The 23,157-nt window shown below is 73.1% G+C and carries 18 protein-coding genes; 10 read left to right on the forward strand and 8 right to left on the reverse strand.

From position 1 onward, the window contains the following. Nucleotides 1–136 precede the first annotated feature (136 nt). The 3 genes from ACZ4MF_RS40645 to ACZ4MF_RS40655 form a co-directional block, all read right to left on the reverse strand. Nucleotides 137–1,903 (reverse strand): LCP family protein, encoded by a 1,767-nt coding sequence (locus ACZ4MF_RS40645; RefSeq protein WP_467498279.1) that lies wholly within the window; start codon nt 1,901–1,903, stop codon nt 137–139. 229 nt (nt 1,904–2,132) lie between these two features. Further along, the gene (locus tag ACZ4MF_RS40650; RefSeq protein WP_467498281.1) at nt 2,133–3,314 is read right to left on the reverse strand and encodes an LCP family protein; all 1,182 of its coding nucleotides are present in this window, start codon (nt 3,312–3,314) and stop codon (nt 2,133–2,135) included. Nucleotides 3,315–3,425: 111 nt separating this feature from the next. After that, nucleotides 3,426–4,181 (reverse strand): TIGR03089 family protein, encoded by a 756-nt coding sequence (locus ACZ4MF_RS40655; RefSeq protein ID WP_467498283.1) that lies wholly within the window; start codon nt 4,179–4,181, stop codon nt 3,426–3,428. A gap of 128 nt (nt 4,182–4,309) precedes the next feature. Here ACZ4MF_RS40655 and ACZ4MF_RS40660 point away from each other — a divergent pair, with 128 nt between their 5' ends. Together ACZ4MF_RS40660 and manB are read left to right on the forward strand one after the other, a co-directional pair. Beyond that, nucleotides 4,310–5,725, forward strand: a complete 1,416-nt coding sequence (locus ACZ4MF_RS40660; RefSeq protein WP_467498285.1) for a peptidoglycan recognition protein family protein — start codon at nt 4,310–4,312, stop codon at nt 5,723–5,725. Nucleotides 5,726–5,942: 217 nt separating this feature from the next. Beyond that, nucleotides 5,943–7,025: a mannose-1-phosphate guanylyltransferase gene (gene manB, locus ACZ4MF_RS40665; RefSeq protein ID WP_467498287.1), complete on the forward strand. Its 1,083-nt coding sequence runs from the start codon at nt 5,943–5,945 to the stop codon at nt 7,023–7,025. 99 nt (nt 7,026–7,124) lie between these two features. On the opposite strand, the gene ACZ4MF_RS40670 is transcribed toward manB, so the two are convergent. From ACZ4MF_RS40670 to ACZ4MF_RS40685, 4 genes are all read right to left on the reverse strand, one after another. Further along, nucleotides 7,125–8,108, reverse strand: a complete 984-nt coding sequence (locus ACZ4MF_RS40670) for a DNA-3-methyladenine glycosylase family protein (protein WP_467498288.1) — start codon at nt 8,106–8,108, stop codon at nt 7,125–7,127. A 93-nt stretch (nt 8,109–8,201) separates the two neighbouring features. Continuing rightward, nucleotides 8,202–9,518, reverse strand: coding sequence for a coenzyme F420-0:L-glutamate ligase (locus ACZ4MF_RS40675; protein ID WP_467498290.1), 1,317 nt, complete (start codon nt 9,516–9,518; stop codon nt 8,202–8,204). Beyond that, the gene (cofD, locus tag ACZ4MF_RS40680) at nt 9,515–10,474 is read right to left on the reverse strand and encodes a 2-phospho-L-lactate transferase (protein ID WP_467498291.1); all 960 of its coding nucleotides are present in this window, start codon (nt 10,472–10,474) and stop codon (nt 9,515–9,517) included. Before cofD ends, ACZ4MF_RS40675 begins: the two co-directional genes overlap by 4 nt. A 34-nt stretch (nt 10,475–10,508) precedes the next feature. After that, entirely contained in the window at nt 10,509–11,003 is a 495-nt protein-coding gene (locus tag ACZ4MF_RS40685) for a cysteine dioxygenase (RefSeq protein WP_467498293.1), read from the reverse strand. Between the two features lie 624 nt (nt 11,004–11,627). Between ACZ4MF_RS40685 and ACZ4MF_RS40690 the strand changes: the two genes are divergently transcribed. From ACZ4MF_RS40690 to ACZ4MF_RS40700, 3 genes are all read left to right on the forward strand, one after another. Continuing rightward, nucleotides 11,628–11,891: a WhiB family transcriptional regulator gene (locus ACZ4MF_RS40690; protein ID WP_003975777.1), complete on the forward strand. Its 264-nt coding sequence runs from the start codon at nt 11,628–11,630 to the stop codon at nt 11,889–11,891. Nucleotides 11,892–12,072: 181 nt separating this feature from the next. Then, nucleotides 12,073–15,852: a glycosyltransferase gene (locus ACZ4MF_RS40695; protein WP_467498295.1), complete on the forward strand. Its 3,780-nt coding sequence runs from the start codon at nt 12,073–12,075 to the stop codon at nt 15,850–15,852. After that, nucleotides 15,849–17,435 (forward strand): DUF5719 family protein, encoded by a 1,587-nt coding sequence (locus tag ACZ4MF_RS40700; RefSeq protein WP_467498297.1) that lies wholly within the window; start codon nt 15,849–15,851, stop codon nt 17,433–17,435. The genes ACZ4MF_RS40695 and ACZ4MF_RS40700 overlap by 4 nt, the downstream gene beginning before the upstream one ends. Nucleotides 17,436–17,480: 45 nt before the next feature. On the opposite strand, the gene ACZ4MF_RS40705 is transcribed toward ACZ4MF_RS40700, so the two are convergent. Then, nucleotides 17,481–17,933, reverse strand: a complete 453-nt coding sequence (locus ACZ4MF_RS40705) for a metallopeptidase family protein (RefSeq protein ID WP_467498321.1) — start codon at nt 17,931–17,933, stop codon at nt 17,481–17,483. Nucleotides 17,934–18,255: 322 nt separating this feature from the next. Between ACZ4MF_RS40705 and ACZ4MF_RS40710 the strand changes: the two genes are divergently transcribed. From ACZ4MF_RS40710 to manA, 5 genes are all read left to right on the forward strand, one after another. After that, nucleotides 18,256–18,681 carry a DUF3499 domain-containing protein gene (locus tag ACZ4MF_RS40710; protein WP_356035479.1) on the forward strand — a complete coding sequence of 142 codons (426 nt, stop codon included), beginning with the start codon at nt 18,256–18,258 and terminating at the stop codon, nt 18,679–18,681. A 110-nt stretch (nt 18,682–18,791) separates the two neighbouring features. Beyond that, nucleotides 18,792–20,156: a phosphomannomutase/phosphoglucomutase gene (locus ACZ4MF_RS40715; RefSeq protein WP_467498298.1), complete on the forward strand. Its 1,365-nt coding sequence runs from the start codon at nt 18,792–18,794 to the stop codon at nt 20,154–20,156. Between the two features lie 255 nt (nt 20,157–20,411). Next, nucleotides 20,412–20,582 (forward strand): Trm112 family protein, encoded by a 171-nt coding sequence (locus tag ACZ4MF_RS40720; RefSeq protein ID WP_376287156.1) that lies wholly within the window; start codon nt 20,412–20,414, stop codon nt 20,580–20,582. A gap of 102 nt (nt 20,583–20,684) precedes the next feature. Then, entirely contained in the window at nt 20,685–21,809 is a 1,125-nt protein-coding gene (locus ACZ4MF_RS40725) for an SIS domain-containing protein (RefSeq protein ID WP_467498301.1), read from the forward strand. 148 nt (nt 21,810–21,957) lie between these two features. Next, nucleotides 21,958–23,109 (forward strand): mannose-6-phosphate isomerase, class I, encoded by a 1,152-nt coding sequence (gene manA / locus ACZ4MF_RS40730; RefSeq protein ID WP_467498303.1) that lies wholly within the window; start codon nt 21,958–21,960, stop codon nt 23,107–23,109. Nucleotides 23,110–23,157 lie beyond the last annotated feature (48 nt).

Genomic DNA, 23,157 nt, shown 5'->3' on the forward strand with positions numbered 1-23,157 from the left:
CCCTCCGCGGGAGCCTCTCCCCGCACATCGCTCTGCGCCAAACTTCCTGCCCTCCCCACCCTTGCGCCCCACCCCTGGTCATGAAAACGGGCCCGTCCCGCGTCGGGTTAGACGCACGACGGGCCCGAAGGGTTACCTATGAAGCGCACTTGGCCTCGCCGGCCGTCGACCCGTCGACCTTCGGTGCCTTCGACGGAGCGGTGAGCGAGACACCGGCGCCCTTGAAGTCCTTGCCCAGGGTCAGCGTCATCGCCGGCAGTCCCTGGGAGTTGACCACGCTCTTGCCGGGGACGAGCGCCGAGCCGGGCAGCCCCATCAGGGCGGCCAGCTCCCGGGCCTGGGCGGCCTGGTCGGGGGCGTACTCCAGCGTGGTGTTCTTCACCTCGGCCGGTGCGTTGCCCGCGTTCTCCGACTTCAGCACGCCCTTGTCGGTCTGCAGCCAGGACAGCTCCTCCTGCGCGCTGCCCGGCTGGGCACCGCCGTTGAGGATCCGCACCCGCACGTCCGACGGCGCGGACCTGCTGCCCTTGAGCTGGGCGGCCTGGGCGTCCTTCGCCGCCTTCTGCTTCTTCTTCACGTCGGTGAAGGAGACGTCGTTCTGGATCGCCTGGAACACCGCGGGTGCCGTCGACTGGTTCACGACGACGGTCGCGTGGACCTTCTCGGCCGGATTGTCTATCACCGGCACCGTGGTGAAGGTGATGTTCTTCGGCGGCACCTTCTTCATCTCCAGTGCCATGTCCTTGAGGGTGCTGATGCTCTTGATGCCGGTGTCGACGGTCAGCGCCTTGGTCGCGGCCTCGGCCAGGTCCAGCAGCTTGGAGGGGTTGGTGAGGGTGTCGCTGGAGGACATCTTGCGCATCAGCGAACCCAGGAACTGCTGCTGGACCTTGATGCGGTCCAGGTCGCCCTGGTTGCCGAAGCTGTGCCGGGTGCGCACGAAGGCGAGGGCCTGCTCGCCCTCCACCACCGACTTGCCCGCGGGCAGCTTCAGATGGGACTCCTTGTCGTTCACCGGGTGCGCGACGCACACCTCGACGCCGCCCACCGCGGTCGACAGGGTCTTCACCGCGTTGAAGTCGGCCATCATGAAGTGGTCCACGTGGATGCCGGTGACCTCCTCGACGGTGCGCATGGTGCAGCCCGGGTCGCGGCCGTCCTGCCCGAGGCTCGTGTTGAAGCGCACGTTCTCCGTGCCGGGGATCACCTTGGTGCTGCCGTCCGGCTGCTTCGTCGGGCAGTCCGGGATGTTGACGATCAGGTCGCGCGGGATGCTCAGCGCGGTGGCGTTCGTGCGGTCCTTGGACACGTGCAGCAGGATGTCGGTGTCCGCGTGCCCGACGCTGCCCGCGTCGCCGTAGCCCTCGTTGCCCTTGCCGGTGCGCTTGTCGGTGCCGATGACCAGGAGGTTGAAGGCCTCGTCCTTGCTGAAGCCCTTGGAGCCCGCGTCGCCGACGTCGGTCGAGCTGATGTTGCCTTCGAGGTGCTGGAGATAGAGATAGCCGGCGGCACCCGCTGCGACCAGCACGAACGCCGTGCCGCCCGCGGTCCACGCGAGGACCTTCTTGGCCTTCGACTTCTTCCCGTTCCGCTGCGTCGGGCGCCGCGCGGCGCGTCGCCCCTGCGGGGTCTCCGGCTCGCCGCCCCGGCGCCGGGCCGAGCGCGGCCGGGGCACCTCGGCGCCGCCCACCGGGCTCATCTCCCGGGTCTCCCCGGCGGCCATGTCGTTACGGCGGCGCCGCGCACCGCCGCCCTCCTGGGCGGCCGGTCTGCGGGGAGAGGGCACCTGCGACTGCGCTGCGGAAGTACCCAGTCGCAGTTCGTATTCGCCGGTATTCGGATTGAGTACCCACTGGTCGGCGGGATCGATGTTGTCCGCCCGCCCACGGCCTTGCGCGTCCACGGTTGTCCGAATCCTCCGTCGGGGCCACGCGGCGCCTTCCCCGCAAAGGCGCTCGGGTCTCGGTGAATCGGTGCACGACTCCAGGACTGGCCTCGCGCCGGGTGCACCGGATCGCTCACACTATCCGCCCAGTTCAGCGTCCAGCGACGCCGGTGACAAATTCGCCCTCCCTACAACTGGGCAATCCCCCTCATATTCTGAACGGAATTCGGGCGCGCCGGTGTGCGCCTCACGCGCAGCCGTGCTCGGCGGCCGTACTGCCGCGGAAGGTCGGCGCGGGGGAGGGGGACCCCTTGCCGCCCGTGTCCCCGCCGGGCCGCGCGGTCTTCCCGGGCGTTTCCCGGGCCACCGCCACGGGCTGATCGGCGCGCAGCCGCGTGAACAGTTTCCCGGCCTCCGGCTCCACGAGTTGGTCACGGTTGGCGTCGTGGACGTACGACTTCCTCGGTACCGTCAGGAACTGCACCTGTTTGATGGGAATGTTGCGCAGCCCCCGCACCAATTGGTACAAGCCGCGCAGACTGGCCAGTTCCGGATCGGCGGTCAGAGAAGAGGTCGCCGCGTCCAGCACCGGATACAGCTTCGCCGGATTCAGCAGGACGTCGCTGCTCTGCATCTTGTTGACGAGTGCGCCGAGGAACTGCTGCTGCCGTTCCATCCGCTCGGTGTCGCTGCCGTCGCCCAGCGACTCGCGGGCCCGCACGAACCCGAGCGCCTGCTCCCCGTCCAGCACGACCTCCCCCGCGGGCAGCGTCAGCCTGGCCGCCTTGTCGTGGACGGGCTCCTTCACGCAGACCCGCACCCCGTCGACGGCGTCCACCATCTCCTTGAACCCGCTGAAGTCCACGACCACGTGATGGTCGATCCGGATACCCGTCAGCTTCTCGACGGTACGGATCGAACAGGCCGAACCCCCCACCGCGTAGGCGCTGTTGAACATCGTGAACACCGGCGCGCTGCGACTGCCGTCCGCCCGCAGACAGCGGGGGACGTCCACCATCAGGTCTCGCGGCAGCGACACGGCGGTGGCGCTGCGCCGGTTCGCGGCGAGGTGCAGCAGGATCGTGGTGTCGGACCGCTCGCTGCCCAGATCCCGCCCGTAGCGGGCGTTGCCGTCCCCGGACCGGGTGTCGGAGCCGATCAGCAGGATGTTCTGCGCGCCCTTCACCAGCGCGGTGGGGCGCTCCCGCTCGTACCGGGCGAGTTCCCGGGCGGCCGCGTCGTCCGCGGTGATGTTGGCGTCGAGGGTGGCGTAGAGGAGCCAGCCGCCCCCGGTGGCCGCCGCGACGGACGCGGCCAGCCCGAGCGCCCCCCGCCGCACCCACCGCCGCCGACGCCGCCGCGCCGGCCTGTCTTCGACGGCCGAGGCCCCGAGCCCGGGACCGAGGGCCCTGCCTGCGGTGTCGGTCACGGGCGGGGCACCCCCTCATCGGCGTACGAGCGTCACGTGCTGCTCTCTCGACGATGGCCGGGATGGCGGCGGGCGGCGCCCTCAGCTAGTCCGAGCGGGGGAGAACGGCCCCTACCGCCGTACCGCGGTCACCCGCTCGCTCTCGATCCGCTGGGCGAGCGCCTCCTCGCCCAGCCGGTCCGGATGCCGGCAGAGCACCACGGACCCACCGGAGGCGAGCGGCGAGAACAGCCCCGCGCTCAGCCCCTCCCAGGTGTCGTACGGCAGCCCCGACAGCAGTCGCGAACCGGGCCCCGTCAGCTCCAGCTCCGCCGCGTCGGCGAGCGCCTTCTGCACGACCTCGGCCGCGCTGAACTCCGCGCCGGCGACGATCAGCGCCGGTGCGTCCGCGTCCACCGGGGCGAACGGCACGAACCGGTCGCCCTGCCCCGGCACCTCCACGGCGTAGTCGAGGAACCCGTCCGGCGGCTGCGGGAAGCGCCCGCCCAGCGGCCGCAGCGCGAGAGCGACCCGCTCGCCCCGGCAGGCCCGCGCCGCGTCCAGCGAGTCCGGCCCGCTGACCACCATGTCGGCCACGGACGGCTCCCCGCCCACGTCGGCGAGGGCGCCCACCGACGCACAGGCCAGCAGCCACACCGCCGTCTGCCAGTGCGCGGGCAGCAGCAGGGCGACCCGGTCGCCGGGCTCGACGGAGAGTTCGCCCTGAAGGAGGTTCGCGGTCTTGGCCACCCAATTGGCGAACGTGGCCACGGACAGTTCGACACGTTCGCCCGTGGCGTCGTCGTAGAAGGTCACCAGCGGGCGGCCGGGGTCCGCGGCGAGCGCGGAAGCCAGCAGGTCGGCAGGGGTGCGATCGGTGGCGTTCACCCGGGAAAGGGTACGCGCGGGCGGTCACCGGCCGTGCGTGCCCGTGCCACCGGTTCGGCGGAACTCTTCCGACGGTCCGTCAGATCACCTGTGGACAGATTTGTCTGACTATGTTCAAGATCGTAACCATGCGTGGACTTCTCACCTCTTCCTCCGGTGTGCCCTTGATCGCCACCGCGTGCGCTGCCACCGCTCTCGCGCTCCCCACCCTGTCCCTGCCCGTGAACACCGCGAACGCCGCGAACGCCGCGAACGCCGCGAACGCCGCGCCCGTGACCGCCGTGTCCGCCGTGTCCGCCGTGTCCGGGGCCGGCGACCCGGGAAGCACCCGCTCGCTGCCCCTCGCCCCCCTCTCCCGCGCGCGCGTCCTCGGCGCCGCCCCGGAACAGGGCCTGTACCGGGCGGGCGGCGAGCACTTCTCGCTGCTCGGGGTGGTGTGGGACGACCCCGGCGCCGAGCTGCGCGGCCAGGTCCAGGTGCGCACGCGGGCGGCCGGCACGGGGGCCTGGTCCGACTGGCGGGACGTCGAGACGCACAACGGGGGACACGGCCCCGACCCCGGCACGGCGGAGGCGGCCTCGCGCCGGGTGCGCGGGGCGACCGCGCCGCTGTGGGTGGGGGCCTCGGAAGGGGTGGACGTACGGGTCCGCGCGGCGTCCGTACCGGTGCGGGACGGACGCCGCGCGGCCGGAGCGCGGACCTCGGAGCCGTTGCCGTCCGGGCTGCGGCTGGAACTCGTCGATCCGGGGGACGACGGAACACCGCCGGACGCACCGGCCGGCACGCCCCACACCGTTCCGGACACGGAGGCGGCGCGCGCGGCCTCCGCCGCCAACACCGACGTCGCGGGCTTCGGCGCCCTGGAGATCCCGGAGCTCGACAAGGCGGCCACCGAGCGGGAGCTCACCCGCCTCAAGGGCCCGGCCCGGACGGCGTCGTACATCGGGGCGCGCCCGCGGATCGTCACCCGCCTGGGCTGGGGCGCGGACGAGTCACTGCGCGAACCCGGGTTCGGCTACACGAGGACGGTCAAGGCGGCCTTCGTGCACCACACGGGCTCGGGCAACCAGTACAACTGCTCCCAGACCCCCTCCGTCATCCGCAGTATCTACCGCTACCACGTCAAGAGCATGGGCTGGCGGGACATCGGCTACAACTTCCTCGTCGACAAGTGCGGAACCGTCTACGAGGGCCGGGCCGGGGGCGTGGCGAGGGCGGTGCTCGGCGCGCACACCCTCGGGTTCAACAGCGACAGCATGGGCATCGCCGTGATCGGCACATACACCGGAACGGAGCCGTCCGACGCGGTGGTCACGGCCCTCGCCCGGCTGACCGCGTGGAAGCTCGGGCTGAACGGCGCCGATCCACAAGGCAGGACATATCTCACGTCGGGTGGAGGCAACCTCTACCGGAAGGGTAAGAACGTGCAGCTGAACGTGATCTCCGGCCATCGGGACGGGTTCGCCACCGACTGCCCCGGTGCGGCGCTCTATGCCAGGCTCGGAACGGCTCGTTCCGCTGCCTCCGACTACCAGGGACGCTGAACGGGCGGCCGTCGCGGGCGCGGTGAACGAGGCTCGCGTTCACCGCCGTCGGCGGGGGCGCGCCGGTCTCACACCGTTCTATTACCGATCTCGTGGAAAACCTCGCGGTCGTCAAGGGCGCCGTCGCTACGGTCTGCATACACTGACCGGCCGAAGCCGAAACGAGTAGTAACGAGTAGTTCGACCGGTCCCGGCAGGAAGAAAGCAGAGACGACAGGTGACAGAAGCGATCCTCCTGGTCGGCGGCAAAGGCACCCGGCTGCGTCCACTGACGGTCCACACGCCCAAGCCCATGGTTCCGGCCGCCGGCGTACCGTTCCTCACGCACCAGTTGGCGCGGGCCAAGGCGGCCGGCGTGGACCACATCGTCCTCGCCACCAGCTATCTGGCCGAGGTCTTCGAGCCGTACTTCGGCGACGGCTCCGCCCTCGGACTGAGCATCGAGTACGTGACGGAGGAGGAGCCCCTCGGCACCGGCGGCGCCATCCGCAACGTCGCCTCGCGTCTGCACTCCGGGCCCGACGAACCGGTCCTGATCTTCAACGGCGACATCCTGACGGGCCTGGACATCGAGGCCCTGGTCGACACGCACCGTTCGACGGGCGCGGACGTCTCCCTGCACCTGACGAAGGTGACGGACCCGCGCGCCTTCGGCCTGGTCCCGACCGACGAGACCGGCAGGGTGCTGGCCTTCCTGGAGAAGCCGCAGACGCCCGAGGAGATCGTCACCGACCAGATCAACGCGGGGGCGTACGTCTTCCGCCGCTCGGTCATCGACTCGATCCCGCTGGGCCGCCCGGTCTCGGTGGAGCGCGAGACGTTCCCGGACCTCCTCGCGGCCGGAGCCCACCTCCAGGGCATGGTCGACTCCACCTACTGGCTGGACCTCGGCACCCCGGCGGCCTTCGTCCGCGGCTCGGCGGACCTGGTCCTGGGCCGCGCGCCGTCCCCGGCGGTCCCGGGCCGCTGCGGCGACCGCCTCGTCCTGCCCACGGCCACGGTGGCGCCGGACGCCAAGCTGACGGGCGGCACGGTGGTGGGCGAGGGCGCGTTCGTGGCCGAGGGCGCCCGTGTCTTCGGCTCGACGATCCTGCCCGGCGCCGTCATCGAGCCGGGTGCGGTCATCACCGACTCCCTGATCGGTACGAAGGCCCGCGTCGGCGAGCGCTCCGTGCTCACCGGCACGGTCGTCGGCGACGGCGCGATCGTCGGCCCCGACAACGAATTGCGCGAGGGAGTCCGGGTGTGGTGCGACGCCCGCATCCCGGCGGGCGCGGTGCGGTTCTCCTCCGACCAGTAGTGAAGGGCCGGTAGTGCGCCGGTAGTTCGGGTCAGAAGCGACGAGGGGGCCCGGGGATCACTTCCCGGGCCCCCTCGGCCGACCCCGGCGCAGGACGCCTCACAGCAACCCGATGTCCACCCGAGGCATCTTCGGTGCCCGCCGGGCCGGCACCTGCCCGCTCAGCAGGATCAGCCGGGCCGCCCGATGCCGCTGCCCGGCATACGGCTCCAGCAGGCGCAGCATCCGAGCGTCGTCGGCATGACGGTCCCCGGCCAGCGCCCATCCCACGATCCCCGGCAGATGCAGGTCCCCGACCGTCACCGCGTCCGCCGCACCGTGACTGCGCTGCACGACCTCCGCCGACGTCCACGGCCCCACTCCGGGCACGACCTCCAGCCGCGTCCGCGCCTCGGCGGCCGTCATCCCCACCGCCTGCTCCAGCCGCGCGGCGACCCGTACGGACCGCAGGATCGTCGACGCCCGCTTGTCGTCGACGCCCGCCCGGTGCCATTCCCAGGAGGGGATCAGCGCCCAGGTCCGCGCCGCCGGCATCACCCGCATCGGCCGCTCGGACACCCCGGCGGGCCCCGGCGCCGGCTCCCCGAACCTCCGTACCAGCAACCGCCAGGCCCGGTACGCCTCGTCGGTCGTGACCTTCTGCTCCAGCACCGACGGGATCAACGACTCCAGCACCAGCCCGGTCCGCGTCAGCCGCAGCCCCGGCCGCCGGTGCCGCGCCAGCGCCACCACCCGGTGCCGGGGCACGAACGCCTCCGGGTCGTCGGCCGCGCCCAGCAGTTCGGGCAGCCCGTCCAGCAGCCACTCGGCCCCCGGCCCCCACGCCTCGCCGAGCACCTCACCGGCGTACGCCCGCACCCGCAGCGTGCCCGGCCCGGCCGGCGTACGGCAGGCCCGCCACACGGATCCGTCCGGCGTGGCCCGGAACGTGGGATCGGCGGGCCCGCGCCGCAGCGGTCCGAGCACCAGCCCGAGATCCAGCGGCCCCTGCGGCGTCCACCGCCGTACCCGCGCCGCCGCCGTCGCCTGCCGCGGGATCGGGCCAGGGGGGAGCGTGGGCCGCTGGGGGAAACGTCCTGCCACGAGTGAGGTCCTAGGAGAGCCGGTGCCGTGCTACGAGAGTAGGCGGTGCGGGAAGGAGCCGTACGGGACTTTCCCGCACCGCCCCCTCCCGGCTCACCGCACCTCGATGAACGCCCCCGCGTCCCGCTCCGGCCGCGGTACCGGCTCCGCTGCCGGATGCCCGACCGCCACCGCACCCATCGGATCCCAGTCCGCCGGCAGGCCGAGCGCCTCGCGCACCACGTCCCGGCAGAACATCGTGGACGACACCCACGCCGAGCCCAGCCGTTCCCCGGCCAGCGCGACCAGGAAGTTCTGCACGCCCGCGCCCGCCGCGACGACGAACATCTCCCGCTCGGCGCCGTCCCGCCGCGCGTCCCCGTAGTGGTGCGAGCCGTCCATGACGAGACACGGCACGACCAGACAGGGCGCATGGCGCAGCACATCGCCCCGGCGCACCCGCCTCGCTATGGACTCCTCGCTCTTGCCGTCCCGGCGCAGGTCGGCGATCCAGGCCTCCCGCATCGCGTCCAGCAGCCGCAGCCGTGACTCCTGCGACTCCAGCAGCACGAACCGCCACGGCGTCGTGTGGTGCGGCGCCGGTGCCGTCACCGCCGCGGCCACCGCGCGCCGGACCGCGCCGGGGTCCACGGGCTCGTCCGTGAAGGCCCGGACCGTGCGCCGCTGGGTGACCGCCTCGCGGACCGCCTCGGAGGTGCCGAGCCGGAACATGTCGTCCCGCGCGGTCCGCACCAGCGCCCGCGCGCCCTCCTCCGGCTCCCCGCCGACGACGTGGGGCAGACCGCGGACGACGGCGACCGGCCGCCCGGACGCCTTGCCCTTGACCAGGTCTCCCGCCGCCGCCAGTTCGTCCGCCGTGGCCACGACCGTCGCGCTCAGCGGATTGCCGTACGCGTCCGTGCCGCCGCGCAGGTCGTCCAGCACGCGCACGCCGGCCGCGCCGATCGCCACGTCCGTGAGCCCCGAGCGCCAGGGCCGCCCGAAGGTGTCGGTGACGACCACGCCCACGTCGACGCCGAGCGTGGCGCGCAGCCCGTCGCGGATCGCGCGCGCGGAGGCGTCCGGGTCCTCGGGCAGCAACAGCACCGTGCCCGCGGGGGTGTTGGAGGCGTCGACCCCGGCCGCGGCCATGACCAGGCCCTGCCGGTTCTCCACGATGCGCAGCGTGCCGCGGCGGGCCACCACCCGGACCGTCTCGGCGTCGATCGCCGCCTCCCGGTCGGCGGCCTCCGTGATCCGGCCCTCGGCCTTGGAGACGATCTTCGAGGTGACGAGCAGCACGTCCCCGTCGGCCAGGCCCGGCTCGGCGGCGGCGATCAGCTTGGCGAGGTCGTCACCCGGCTGCACCTCGGGGATGCCGGACAGGGCTCGGACCGTGTACTGCGCGCCCTGCGGGCGGTCCTCGCTCACGCTCCCCGCACCTCCTCGGCCAGCGCCAGCGCCTCGCGCGCCATCTGCGCGGCCGCGTCCACGTCGGTCATCATCAGCGGCACGGCCCGGCAGCGGATGCCGTCCGCCTCGACCCGCTCCACGGCGGCCGCGTCCACGGTGTCGACGAGCCAGCCGTCCAGCAGCCCGGAGCCGTAGTGCTCGGCGACCGCGGCGGCCGTGGACTCCACGCCGACCGCGGCGAGGACCTTGTCGGCCATCCCGCGCACGGGCGCGTCCCCGACGATGGGGGACAGGCCCACCACGGGCACGCCCGCCTCCGCGATGCCCTCCCGGATGCCGGGCACGGCCAGGATCGTGCCGACGGACACGACCGGGTTGGACGGCGGGAAGAGGATGACGTCCGCCGCGGCGATGGCCTCCAGGACGCCGGGCGCCGGCTTGGACTGCTCGGCGCCGACGGGCACGATCGCCTCCGCCGGGACCTCGGCGCGCAGCCGCACCCAGTACTCCTGGAAGTGGACCGCCCTGCGCTCGCCGTCGACCTCGACGGCCACGTGGGTCTCCACGCGGTCGTCGGTCATCGGGATCAGCTTCACGCCCGGCTGCCAGCGATCGCACAGCGCCTCGGTGACCGCGCTGAGCGGATAGCCGGCGCCGAGCATCTGCGTCCGCACGATGTGCGTGGCGAAGTCCCGGTCGCCGAGGCCGAACCACTCGGGCCCCACGCCGTAGGCCGCCAGTTCCTCCTTGACCCGGAAGGTCTCGTCGGTCCGCCCCCAGCCCTGCTCCTCGTTGATACCGCCGCCCAGCGTGTACATCACCGTGTCGAGGTCCGGGCAGACCTTCAGCCCGAAGAGATGGATGTCGTCGCCGGTGTTGCCGATCACCGTGATCTCCGCGTCCGGCACGGCCCGCTTCAGACCGCGCAGGAAACGGGCACCGCCGATGCCGCCTGCCAGAACCACAATGCGCATGGCACCAAGTCTTGCAGGCGGGTACGACAACGCGTCAGGCAGTCACCGGACGAGCCTCGCAGTGCGGGGACGCGTGCATGGGCATCTCGGTCAGACCCGGGTGGTAGACGTGCAGGCTGACCGCGGGCTCCAGGGCGTCGTTGACGACCTCGTGGACGTACCCCGGCGCGAACACGCGCTGGGCGCCCGCCGCCAACGCGCGCGTGCCGCGCTCCGTGCGCTCGGTGAGGGCGCCCTCCAGGACGGTGAGGACACCGGAGGAGCGGCCGTGGTCGTGCAGGCCGCTGCCCTGTCCGGGCACCCAGCTCAGCAGCCACACCTCGTAACCGGGTCCGGTGCGCAGCCGGTGGTACCAGCGGGTCGTCGCGTCGTAGCGGACGAGGTGGGCCCACTGGGAGCGGTCCGCGGCGATTGCGCGAGCGAGGCCCGCGAACTCGGCGACGGTGGCCGGGTGCTCACGCGGTGGCTGGAGCAGGTGCGGGACTTCGAGGATGTCGCCGGCGATCTGGAGGTCGTTGTCGCTGTTCATGGGTGCGCTGGTTCCTCGGTGAAAGGAGGTCAGAGGGAACGGAGAAACGGGAACCGCGTCGCGGGGGACACGGCCGACAGCTGGAGCGGGGTGTGGCTCAACAGCCGGAACAGCAACAACAGCTACAGCGCGCCCGGGCAGCACCGTGGGACCCGGCGGTGCGGGTCGAGGTGAGTGCCGAGTGCGCGAGCATGCCCTCTAGAACAGCGGTTCACACCTGTGGTGTCAACTCGACGCCCGACATGTGGGACACGCTTCACCTCATCCGGTTCATCTGTCAGGTGAAAGGTTTGCTCAGCCGAGTACCCGGACACATGCGCCACAACCGGGCACTCAAACCTCGTGCAACTCGATCGAACGCGGAGCCGTCTTTCTCCGTACAGAGATCTGTCAGAGGTCTGTACGAGGTTCGACCACCTCCGGAGCCCTCGCCTGTGCATCAAGGTTTATGGCGATTTGAACACTTTCCGCACGGCCTTGGTTCCGCAGAGTGAATAACGGGCCCAATAGCAGATCTCGGCTTGACTCGCCCGGAGCAGCACACTTGTAATTTCACTCGTGTCGTTCAGCCGAAATCGGTAACGGCTGACGCACGGGGACGCGAAAGACAGACGAGGGGCGCACATGACCGAGCTGGTGCAGCAACTGCTGGTCGACGACGCGGACGAGGAACTCGGCTGGCAGGAGCGCGCGCTGTGCGCCCAGACCGACCCCGAGTCCTTCTTCCCCGAGAAGGGCGGCTCCACCAGAGAGGCGAAGAAGGTCTGCCTCGCGTGCGAGGTCCGCTCCGAATGCCTTGAGTACGCCCTCGCCAACGACGAGCGCTTCGGTATCTGGGGCGGCCTGTCCGAGCGGGAGCGCCGCCGCCTGAAGAAGGCCGCCGTCTGACCGCACATCCACACCAGAACGTCACGAACGGCCCGTCGCATGTGGGTTATCCACAGGCGGCGGGCCGTCGTCGTGGTCAGCCGATAGTGTGGTCGCTCGTCCGAGACGCCCCGCTGTCCCCTCGACGCACGAGGAGGCACAGGCGTCCACCGCAGTCCATCGAACCGGGGCCCGTACCTCGATGTCCGTGCACAGCCATACGGCAGCCCAAAACCCCGCCGCCACGTCGGGGTTCGACCCGTCCCGCCCGGGCGCGTTCGACCCGTCCCGCCCGGCCGCGTTCGACCCGTCCCGCCCGCCCGAGTTTCCGCGCCACGTGGTCACCGCCGTCCTCGTCGCCCACGACGGTGCCCGCTGGCTGCCCGACGCCCTCGCCGGCCTGCTCGGCCAGGAGCGCCCCGTCCAGCACGCGGTCGCGGCCGACACCGGCAGCGCGGACGACTCCGCCCGGCTGCTCACCGAAGCCCTCGGCGACGCCGGCGTCCTGCACCTGGCGCGCCGCACCGGCTTCGGCCAGGCCGTGGAGGAGGCAAGCCGCACCGCCCCGGTCCTCACCCCGGAAGAGCTGCCGTATCTCAAACGCCCCAGCGGCTGGGACCCGGTCACCCGCTCATGGCGCGACGACGCCTACGACCTGCCCGAACTCCCGTACGGCGAGCCCGTCCAGTGGCTCTGGCTGCTGCACGACGACTGCGCCCCGGAACCCGACGCCCTCGCCGAGCTGCTGCGCGTCGTGGAGAACGAACAGGAGCTGGGCCGCACCGACGTGGGCATCGTCGGCCCCAAGCTGCACGGCTGGTACGACCGCCGGCAACTGCTGGAGGTCGGCGTCTCCATCGCCAACTCCGGCCGCCGCTGGACCGGCCTGGACCGCCGCGAACAGGACCAGGGCCAGCACGACCACGTCCGCACCGTGCTGTCCGTGTCCACCGCCGGCATGCTCGTCCGCCGCGACGTCTTCGAACAGCTCGGCGGCTTCGACCGCCGCCTGCCCCTCATGCGCGACGACGTCGACCTGTGCTGGCGCGCCCACAGCGCCGGCCACCGCGTTCTCGTCGCCCCCGACGCGGTCGTCCGGCACGCCGAGGCCGCCGCCCGCGAGCGCCGCACCGTCGACTGCGCCGGCCGCACCAGCGCCTCCCCGCACAAGGTCGACAAGGCCGGCGCCGTCTACACCCTGCTCGCCAACACCCGCACGGCAGCGCTGCCCTGGGTCCTGCTCCGGCTCGTCCTCGGCACCGCCCTGCGCACCGTCGCCTACCTCGTCGGCAAGGTCCCGGGCCAGGCCGTCGACGAGATCCGCGGCCTGCTCAGCGTGTTGCTGCGCCCCGAGCGGATCATCGCCGCCCGCCGCCGCCGCGGCTCCTCGCGGCTCGACAAGAGCGAACTGCGCCAGCTCCTCCCACCACCCGGCGCCACCATCCGCGCCACCGTCGAGCAGGTCGCGGGCAACTTCTCCAGCGGCCGGGACAGCGAGACCTCCTCGGCGGGCCGGCACGGCGGCGCCATGGAGTCCGGCCCCGGCGGCGACGACGCCGAATTCCTGGAGATCGAGCAGTTCGCCCGGCTCAAGCGCATCGCCCGCAACCCCGGCCCGGTGCTCTTCCTGACCCTGCTGCTGATCTCCCTCGCCGCCTGCCGCGCCCTGCTCGGCAGCGGTGCACTCGCGGGCGGCGCCCTGCTGCCCGCCCCGGCCGGCCCCGGCGAGCTGTGGTCCCGCTTCGCCGACTCCTGGCACCCGGTGGGCGCGGGCGGCTCCCCGTCCGCACCGCCCTACCTCGGGATTCTCGCGGCCCTCGGCACGCTCCTGTTCGGCTCCACCGGACTCGCGGTCACCGTCCTGCTGATCGCCGCGGTGCCGCTCGCCGGCTTCACCGCCTACTTCGCCTCCCGGCCGCTCGTCACCTCCCGGCTGCTGCGCGCGTGGGCCGCCATCGTCTACGCCTTCCTGCCCGCCACCACCGGCGCCCTGGCCGGGGGCCGCATCGGCACCACCGTCCTCGCCGTGCTGCTGCCGCTCATCGCGCGCGCGGGCATCGCCGCGAGCGGCCTCGCGAACCGCTCCGGCGCGCGTGGCAGTTGGCGTGCCACCTGGGCGTACGCGCTGCTGCTGACCATCACCACCGCCTTCACGCCGATCGTGTGGCCCATCGCGCTGCTCCTCGGCCTCGGCGTGCTGGCCCTGCGCCGCACCGATCCCGTCGCCCACGGCCTGCGCTTCCTCGCCCAGCTCGGCACCCCGCTGCTGGTCCTCGCCCCCTGGTCGCTGACCCTGCTGCCGACCGGCTTCTTCAAGGAAGCCGGCCTGGACTACGGCGCGTCGAGCGCCTCCGCGCTCGACCTGCTCGGCGCCAGTCCCGGCGGCGCGGGCACCGTGCACGGACTGATGCTCATCGGCATCGTCCTCGCCGCGCTCGCCGCCCTCCTGCGCTCCGAGCGACAGCTGGGCATCCGCACGGCCTGGGCCGTCGCCCTGGTCGCCCTCGTCTTCGCCGTCCTGTCCAACAAGTCCGCCTGGGCCGGACCGGCCACCCTCGTCTACGGCATCGCCCTGCTGGCCGCCGCCACCCTCGGCGCCGACGGCGCACGCGCACGCGTGGCCGAGCAGAGCTTCGGCTGGCGCCAGCCGGTCGCCGCCCTGATCGCCCTCGCCTCCGCGGTGGGCCCGCTGCTCGTCGCCGCCGGCTGGATGATCGGCGGAGCCGACGGCCCTCTGAGGCGCCAGGACCCCACCCAGGTGCCCGCGTTCGTCGCCGAGGACGCCACCACCGGCGACCAGGCCCGCACCCTGGTCCTCGACAGCGACTCCACCGCGCGCGTGCGCTACACCCTGGTCCGCGGCTCCGGCGCCCGCATGGGCGACGCCGAACTCAGCGCCGCCGACGGCACGAACAGCCGACTGGACAAGATCGTCGCCAACCTCGTCGCCGGATCCGGCGCCGACCAGGCCGGCGAACTCGGCGGCTTCGCCGTGCGCTACGTCCTCGTCCACAAGGGCGCGCCCCGCGACTTCACCCGCGTCCTCGACGCCACGCCCGGCCTGTCCCGGCTCAGCCAGCAGAGCGGCAGCGCCCTGTGGCGCGTCGACCAGGAGGTCTCCCGCGCCGCCGTCGTCCCCGCCGGCGGCACGGGCACCGCCCAGCCGGTCAGCGCCGGACCGGTGGAGATCCACACGACCGTCCCGTCCGGCGCGGACGGCCGCGTCCTGCGCCTCGCCGACACGGCCTCGGCCGGCTGGACGGCCACCCTGGACGGCAAGCCGCTCACCCGCACCACCGTCGACGGCTGGGCCCAGGGCTTCCAACTGCCCGCGAACGGCGGCAGGCTGGATGTCGTCTACGACGACCCGATCACCCACACCGCCTGGCTGTGGGCCCAGGGCGCGCTCGCCGTCGTCCTGGTCGTCCTCGCCCTGCCCGGCCGCCGCCGTGACGTCGACGACGACCTGCCCGAGGCGGAGCCCGTGCCGGCCCAGGTCCCGGCCGGCGAGGGCCGCCGCGCCCGCCGCCTGCGCGCCCAGGCCGAGGAACAGGCCGCCGTGCAGACAGCCGAGCAGGCCGCCGAACAGGCCGGTGAGCCGGCGGAGGAGCAGGCCGCCGCGCCCGCGATGCCGGACGCTCCCCCGGCCCCCGCCGCCGTACCCGAGCAGCAGCCCTACGGCGAGTGGGACCAGTCCTCCTACGCGAACGCCGGCTACGGCGGCTACGCGACGGACCAGTACCAGCCCGCGGACCCGTACCAGACGACCGGCTACGACCAGCAGGGCTACGCCCACGACCCGTACCAGAACGGCCAGTACGATCCGTACGCCTACGGCGCCACGGCCGACCAGATGCCGTACGACCCGGGGGCCTACCAACAGGCCTACGACCCGGCGTACGACCCCGCCCAGCAGGGCTACGACCCGGCCCAGCACCCTCACGGCACCGGCAGCGAGCGCCCCGACGGGAGCCAGCAGTGAACCGCACGACCCTGTCCCTGATCGCCGGCACCACCGCGCTGGCCGCCGTCACCGCGTTCGCCGCCCTCGACGGCCCGTCCGCGTCCGGCGCCACCGCGCCGAAGGCGGCGGCCAGCCTCCCGGTGGAGCGCACGAGCCTGCTGTGCCCGGCACCGAGCATCTCGGACATCGCCGACACGTCGTACACCTCGTTCACGCCCGTCACCCAGTCCACCGCGAGCAGCGGCAAGGCCCAACTCCAGGCGGCCGACGAGCAGTCGGCGGACGGCACGGGCGACTCCGCGTCGGGCGGCTCCCAGCCGGGCCAGGGCTCCAAGGGGTCGCAGGGCTCGAAGGCCGGCAAGGGCTCGAAGGACTCCAAGGGCTCCAAGAGCGGGAGCGCGACGCCGGGCAAGCCGGTGCTCACCCCCAAGGCCCCCGGCACCCCGGCCACCGGCGACACCTCGGGCGCCGACGCGCCCGCGCTCATCGGCACCGCCGACGGCAGGTTCGCGCCCGGCTGGACCGTGCAGGAGACCACCGAGGTCGCCGCCGGCACAGGCCGCGGCCTCCAGGGCGTCAACTGCACGCCCGCTGACACCGAGTTCTGGTTCCCGGGCGCGAGCACGGCCGCGAGCCGGACCGACTACGTGCACCTGACCAACCCCGACGACTCCGCCGCCGTCGTCGACATCGAGCTGTACGACAAGAACGGCGCGGTCAAGTCCCCGCTCGGCGAGAACCTCACCGTCCCGCCGCACGCGAGCAAGCCGATCCTGCTCTCCACGCTCACCGACGAGCAGCAGTCCGACCTGACCGTGCACGTCAGCGTGCGCAGCGGCCGGGTCGGCGCGGCCGTACAGGCCCTGGACGCCAAGGCGGGCGGCGACTGGCTGGCCGCGGCCGCCGACCCGGCGCCCGACCTGGTGCTGCCCGGCATCCCCGCGGACGCCACCGACGTCCGGCTGATCACCTTCGCCCCCGGCGGCAACGACGCCGACCTCAAGGTCCGCCTGGCCACGTCCAGCGGTCTGATCACCCCGGCCGGCAACGAGACCGTGCACGTGAAGTCCGGCATGACAACCGCCGCCGACCTCGGCCCCGTCACCCGCGGCGAGGCGGGCTCCCTGGTCCTGACCCCGACGGACCAGTCGGTCCCGATCGTGGCGGCGCTCCAGGTCGTGCGCGGCAAGGGCGACAAGCAGGAGACGGCCTTCATCCCGGCCACGGCCCCGGTCGCCGCCCGCGCGACCGTCGCCGACAACGGCGTCAAGGGCTCGACCCTGTCCCTGAGCGCGCCGACCGCCACGGCCACGGTCAAGGTCACCGCCTCGGCGGGCAGCGACGGCGGCACGGCGACGTCGAAGACCTTCACGATCAAGTCCGGCACGACCCAGAACGTCGCGGCCCCGGTCCCCTCGGGCCTCCAGGGCACCTACGCCCTCACCGTCGAAACGACCTCGGGCGGCCCGGTCTACGCCGCCCGCACCCTCACCGCCACCGAGGGCGGAGTCCCGGGCTTCACCATCCAGACCCTCCCGAACGACCGCGCAATGGTGGCCGTACCGCAGACGACACAGGACCTGGGGGTGCTGCAGAAGTAGAAGCACCGGGGGCACCCGCCCCCGGCCCCTGGTCCTCGCCGTCCCCTAGTCCTCCCCGTACCGGGGATCCACGGTCTCCGGAGTCAGCCCCAGCAGCTCGGCCACCTGCTCCACGACCACCTCGTGCACCAGCGCGGCCCGCTCGTCGCGTCCCTTGGTCCGGATCTCCACCGGCCGCCGGTACACGACGACCCGCGCCTGCCGCCCGTCTTGCGCGGGCACGACCCCGCCGAGCGGCACGGCCTCGTCGCTCCACACCTGATCGCCCCGCGCGTCCAGCCGGGGCACCTCCAGCACGAGAAAGTCGATGTCGGCGAGCTGCGGCCACCGCCGTTCGAGCCGTTCCACGGAGTCCCGCACCAGATCCGCGAACACCTCGGCACGGCTGGCCGAGAGCGGCACCTGCGGCGGTGCGATCGGTCCCCGCATGCCCCGCCCGTGACGATCACGGCGACGGGGCCCGGGGCCGCTGGCACGGGGCGGTACACGGTTGTCCATCACCGGTGAAGCGTAGTCCCCGCCCGCGTCCCCCGCCCTGCTCCACACGACGACCTCGACCTCCCCGAGACGACCGGCCGGCCCCGCGTCCCGCGGCCGTGGCCCACCTGATGTCACAGGATGACCATTCAGGCCAACGTCTGGCCCGTTTCCGTAACCCTCCAAGACCGCCGAACTCAAGGCAATTGACGGTGTTTGTGCCGACTCATGACCGGATCGAATACCGCCCGCGACGCGCCGGGGACTCGTCCACGCAGGTCAACGGGGTCTCCACGAAAGGGTGTGTGGGGCGTTTCACAGCCCGACACGGTGGAGTGACCTGGTGGAGAGTCGTCGCGGCCCGCTCAAGAGTGCGGTACCGTCCAACGTCGTGAGCCCTGTACGTCGCTGTTCGCGCACCGCCTGCGGCCGACCCGCCGTGGCGACGCTGACGTACGTCTACGCCGACTCCACCGCGGTCCTCGGCCCGCTCGCCACCTACGCCGAACCCCACTGCTACGACCTGTGCGCCGAGCACTCCGAGCGCCTCACCGCCCCGCGCGGCTGGGAGGTCGTACGCCTCCTGGACGGCTCGGCCCCCGCGCGTCCCAGCGGCGACGACCTCGAAGCGCTGGCCAACGCCGTGCGCGAGGCGGCCCGCCCCCAGCAGCGCGCGGCCGAGGCGGGCGGCGGCGGAGCCCGCACGGCCGACCCCATGGAGGTCGCCCGGCGCGGTCACCTCCGGGTCCTGCGCTCCCCGGACAACTGAGCAGCCTCCGCCACCCCGGAGGCTCAGCCTCCACATGGTGTCCGCACACCTCCCCCTTACCCCCGACGGGTAGTTTGTGCTCACCCATAGAACTTTCAGGAGGGTTGGCCGTGGCTGCTGATCTGTCGCAGATCGTGAAGGCGTACGACGTGCGGGGAGTGGTCCCGGACCAGTGGGACGAATCGCTCGCCCGGCTCTTCGGCGCCGCCTTCGCGCAGGTGACGGGCGCCACGGCGATCGTCGTCGGCCACGACATGCGCCCCTCCTCCCCGAGCCTGTCCCGCGCCTTCGCGCAGGGCGCGGCGGACCGCGGCGTGGACGTCACCGAGATCGGCCTGTGCTCCACGGACCAGCTGTACTACGCCTCGGGCGCGCTGAACCTGCCCGGTGCCATGTTCACGGCCTCCCACAACCCGGCCCAGTACAACGGCATCAAGCTGTGCCGCGCGGGCGCCGCCCCGGTCGGCCAGGACACCGGCCTCGCGCAGATCCGCGAACTGGTCGAGGGCTGGCTGGAGTCGGGCGCCCCGGAGCCGGTGGCCGAGCCGGGAACCCTGTCCGGGCGCGAGACGTTGGACGACTACGCGGCGTACCTGCGCTCGCTGGTCGACCTGACCTCCATCCGCCCCCTGAAGGTCGTGGTCGACGCGGGCAACGGCATGGGCGGCCACACGGTCCCCTCCGTCTTCGAGGGCCTGCCCCTGACCCTCGTCCCGATGTACTTCGAACTGGACGGCACCTTCCCGAACCACGAGGCCAACCCGCTCGACCCGGCCAACCTCGTGGACCTGCAGAAGCGGGTTCCCGAGGAGGGCGCCGACCTCGGTATCGCCTTCGACGGCGACGCCGACCGCTGCTTCGTCGTGGACCAGCACGGCGACCCGGTCTCCCCGTCCGCGATCACCGCCCTGGTCGCCGCCCGCGAGCTGGCCCGCAACGGCGGCACGGGCACGATCATCCACAACCTGATCACCTCCCGCACGGTCCCGGAGGTCGTGCGGGAGAACGGCGGCACCCCGGTGCGCACCCGCGTCGGCCACTCCTTCATCAAGGCGGAGATGGCGGAGTCCGGCGCGATCTTCGGCGGCGAGCACTCCGCCCACTACTACTTCAAGGACTTCTGGAACGCCGACACGGGCATGCTGGCCGCCCTGCACGTCCTCGCGGCCCTCGGCGGCCAGGACGGCCCCCTCTCCTCCCTCGTCGCCCAGTACGACCGCTACGTCGGCTCCGGCGAGATCAACTCCACCGTCGCCGACCAGGCCGGCCGCCTCGCCGCCATCCGCGCCGCGTACGGGGACCGCGCCGACGTCACCCTGGACGACCTCGACGGCCTCACGGTCGCTGCGGCCGACTGGTGGTTCAACGTCCGCCCCTCCAACACGGAGCCCCTCCTCCGCCTGAACGCGGAGGCGAAGGACGAGGCGACGATGACGAAGATCAGGGACGAGGCCCTGGCGATCATCCGGGCCTGAGGCCTGAGGCCTGAGGCGTGAGGCCTGAGGGCTGAGGACTGGGGGTCCGGGCCCGCCGGGCGACCGGGGCGACAGGGACAGACCGGTCGGGCGGCCGGGCCGGGGCGACGCGACGGCTTCCCGGCCGCCGCCGTCCCCGACCGTATCCGCGGCCCCGGTATCCGTCCCCGTCCCGCCCCTGTGCCCCGGCCCAACCCGCCCGGCAGCGGTACGCTGACCAGCGGCCAAAGAATCCTCGCCCCGAAGGGACATCCCATGCCGCTCGAAGCCGGCCTCCTGGAGATCCTCGCCTGCCCCGCGTGCCACGCCCCCCTGGAGGAGCAGGACACCGAGCTGGTCTGCACGAGCCAGGACTGCGGCCTCGCCTACCCCGTCCGCGACGGCATCCCGGTCCTTCTCGTGGACGAGGCCCGCCGCCCCGAGTGACGAGGCGCTTCACCTCGTAGCCCAGGCGCCCGCCGCACCGCGTACCGGCGCCACCCCCTGGAGGGCTCCGCACAGGACCCCGGCGATCGGAGGCTGCCGCCCATGCTGGACGAATCGCTGCTCGACACCCCGGAGGGCCTCGCCGAGGCCGACCGCCGGGGCCTGCTGCGCGGTGCCGCCGAGGCCGGCGCCCGCGTCCGCACCGCCGCCCGGCACGCCGCCGAGGCCGGGATCGGCGACCTCAAGCCCGACGGCCGCCCTCGCGCCGTACTGATCGCCGGCCCCGGCACCGCCGCCACCCACACCGCCGACCTCATCGGCGCGCTGGCCGGCGTCGGCAGCCCCGTGGTCCGGCTGGCCCCGACCGGCGTCGCCCCGGCCGCCGGCGCGCTGCGCTGGGAGCTCCCGGGTTGGGCCGGCTCCGTCGACCTGCTTCTGATCGCCACCCCGGACGGCACCGAACCCAGCCTCGCCCTCCTCACCGACCAGGCCTACCGCCGCGGCTGCTCGGTCGTCGCCGTGGCCCCGGCCGGCACGCCGCTCGCCGAGTCCGTCGCCGGCGCGCACGGCCTGTTCGTACCGATGGCGACAGCGCCGTACGACCAGGACGAACCGCTCGCCGCGTCCTCCCCCGTCTTCTGGGCGCTGCTCACCCCGCTGCTGGCCCTCCTGGACCGCATCGGCCTGCTCAGCGCCCCGCCCGAGGAGCTGGAGAAGGTCGCGGACCGGCTGGACCACGTCGCCGAGCGCTGCGGCCCCGCCATCGCGACGTACAGCAACCCGGCGAAGACCCTCGCCGCCGAACTCGCCGACGCGCTCCCGGTGGTGTGGACGGAAGGCACCTCGGCGGGTCCCGCCGGGCACCGCTTCGCCGCCGCCCTCGCCGAACTCGCCGGCCGCCCCGCGCTCGTGGCCGAACTCCCCGAGGCGCTCGCCGCGCACAGCGCCCTGCTGGCCGGCCCGCTGGCCGCCAGCGCCGACCCCGACGACTTCTTCCGCGACCGGGTGGAGGAGGCGCCCGCGATGCACGCGCGCGTGGTGCTGCTCCGCGACCGCCCGCTCAGCGGCCTCACCGCCGCGCCCGCCGCCCGCGACCTGGCCCTCAGCCACGACACCCCGATCAGCGAACTCGAACCGGAGGAGGGCGGCGAACTGGAGACCCTCGCGGACCTGATCGCCGTCACGGATTTCGCCGCCGTTTACCTGGCGCTCGCTTCCGGGGCCTGATGTGGGCTCCGGGCCGGCCCCGCCGCGCCCACGCCCTCACCGGCCGACGCCGGCCGAGCGACACCGGCCGATGCCGACCGGCCGACGCCGACCGAGCGGCGTACGGACCGAGCCGCGTACGAACGACAGACAGAGAAGACACGGACACATGGACCGCCTCGACAACACCATCCGCCCCTACGCCTGGGGTTCCCCCACCGCCATCCCGCACCTGATCGGCGTCGAGCCGACCGGTGAACCACAGGCGGAGATGTGGATGGGCGCCCACCCCGGCGCCCCCTCGCGCACCGCGCGCGGGAACCTCGTCGAGGTCATCGACGCGAACCCGGAGGCCGAGCTGGGCGAGGCGGCCGTGGCCAAGTTCGGCCCGCGCCTGCCCTTCCTGCTCAAGATCCTCGCCGCCGGCGCGCCCCTCTCCCTCCAGGTGCACCCCGACCTGGCCCAGGCGAAGGAGGGCTACGCGGATGAGGAGCGCCGCGGCATCCCGGCCGACGCCCCGCACCGCAACTACAAGGACGCCAACCACAAGCCCGAACTGATCTGCGCGCTCACCGAGTTCGACGGCCTGTGCGGCTTCCGCGACCCCGTCCAGGCCGCCGACCTGCTCGCCGGCCTCGGCGTCGACTCCCTCAAGCCGTACGTCGACCTGCTGCACGCGCGCCCCGAGGACGCGGCCCTGCGCGAGGTCCTCACCGCGATCCTCAGCGCCGCCCCGGAGGAGATGGCGCACACGGTCGCCGAGGCCAGTGCCGCCTGCACCCGCCTCGGCGGCGCCTACACCCCCTACGCCGACATCGCCCGCCACTACCCGGGCGACCCCGGCGTCATCGCCGCGATGCTGCTCAACCACGTCCGGCTCCAGCCCGGCGAGGCCCTCTTCCTCGGCGCCGGCATCCCGCACGCCTACCTCGACGGCCTCGGCGTCGAGATCATGGCCAACTCCGACAACGTCCTGCGCTGCGGCCTGACCCCCAAGCACGTCGACGTCCCCGAACTGCTGCGCGTCGTCCGCTTCGAGGCGAGCGACCCGGGCGTGCTGCGCCCCGAGGCCTCCGCGTCCGGCGAGGAGCTCTACGAGACGCCGATCGACGAGTTCCGCCTGTCCCGCTACGTGTTCGCCGAGGGCGCCACTGCCCACGACCTCACCCTCGACACCCCACAGATCCTGCTGTGCACGGCCGGTTCGGTCCGCGCGGGCGAGCACGAGCTGGGCCCCGGCCAGTCGGTCTTCGTCCCGGCGGGCGAGAAGGCGGCCGTCTCCGGCGCGGGAACCGTCTTCCGCGCCACTGTGATCGTATGACCGGGGTTGTGGATACCTGACGCGGCGAGCCCCGGCCGGGCTGCAACA

It is taken from the genome of Streptomyces sp. NPDC025793, from assembly GCF_055558375.1.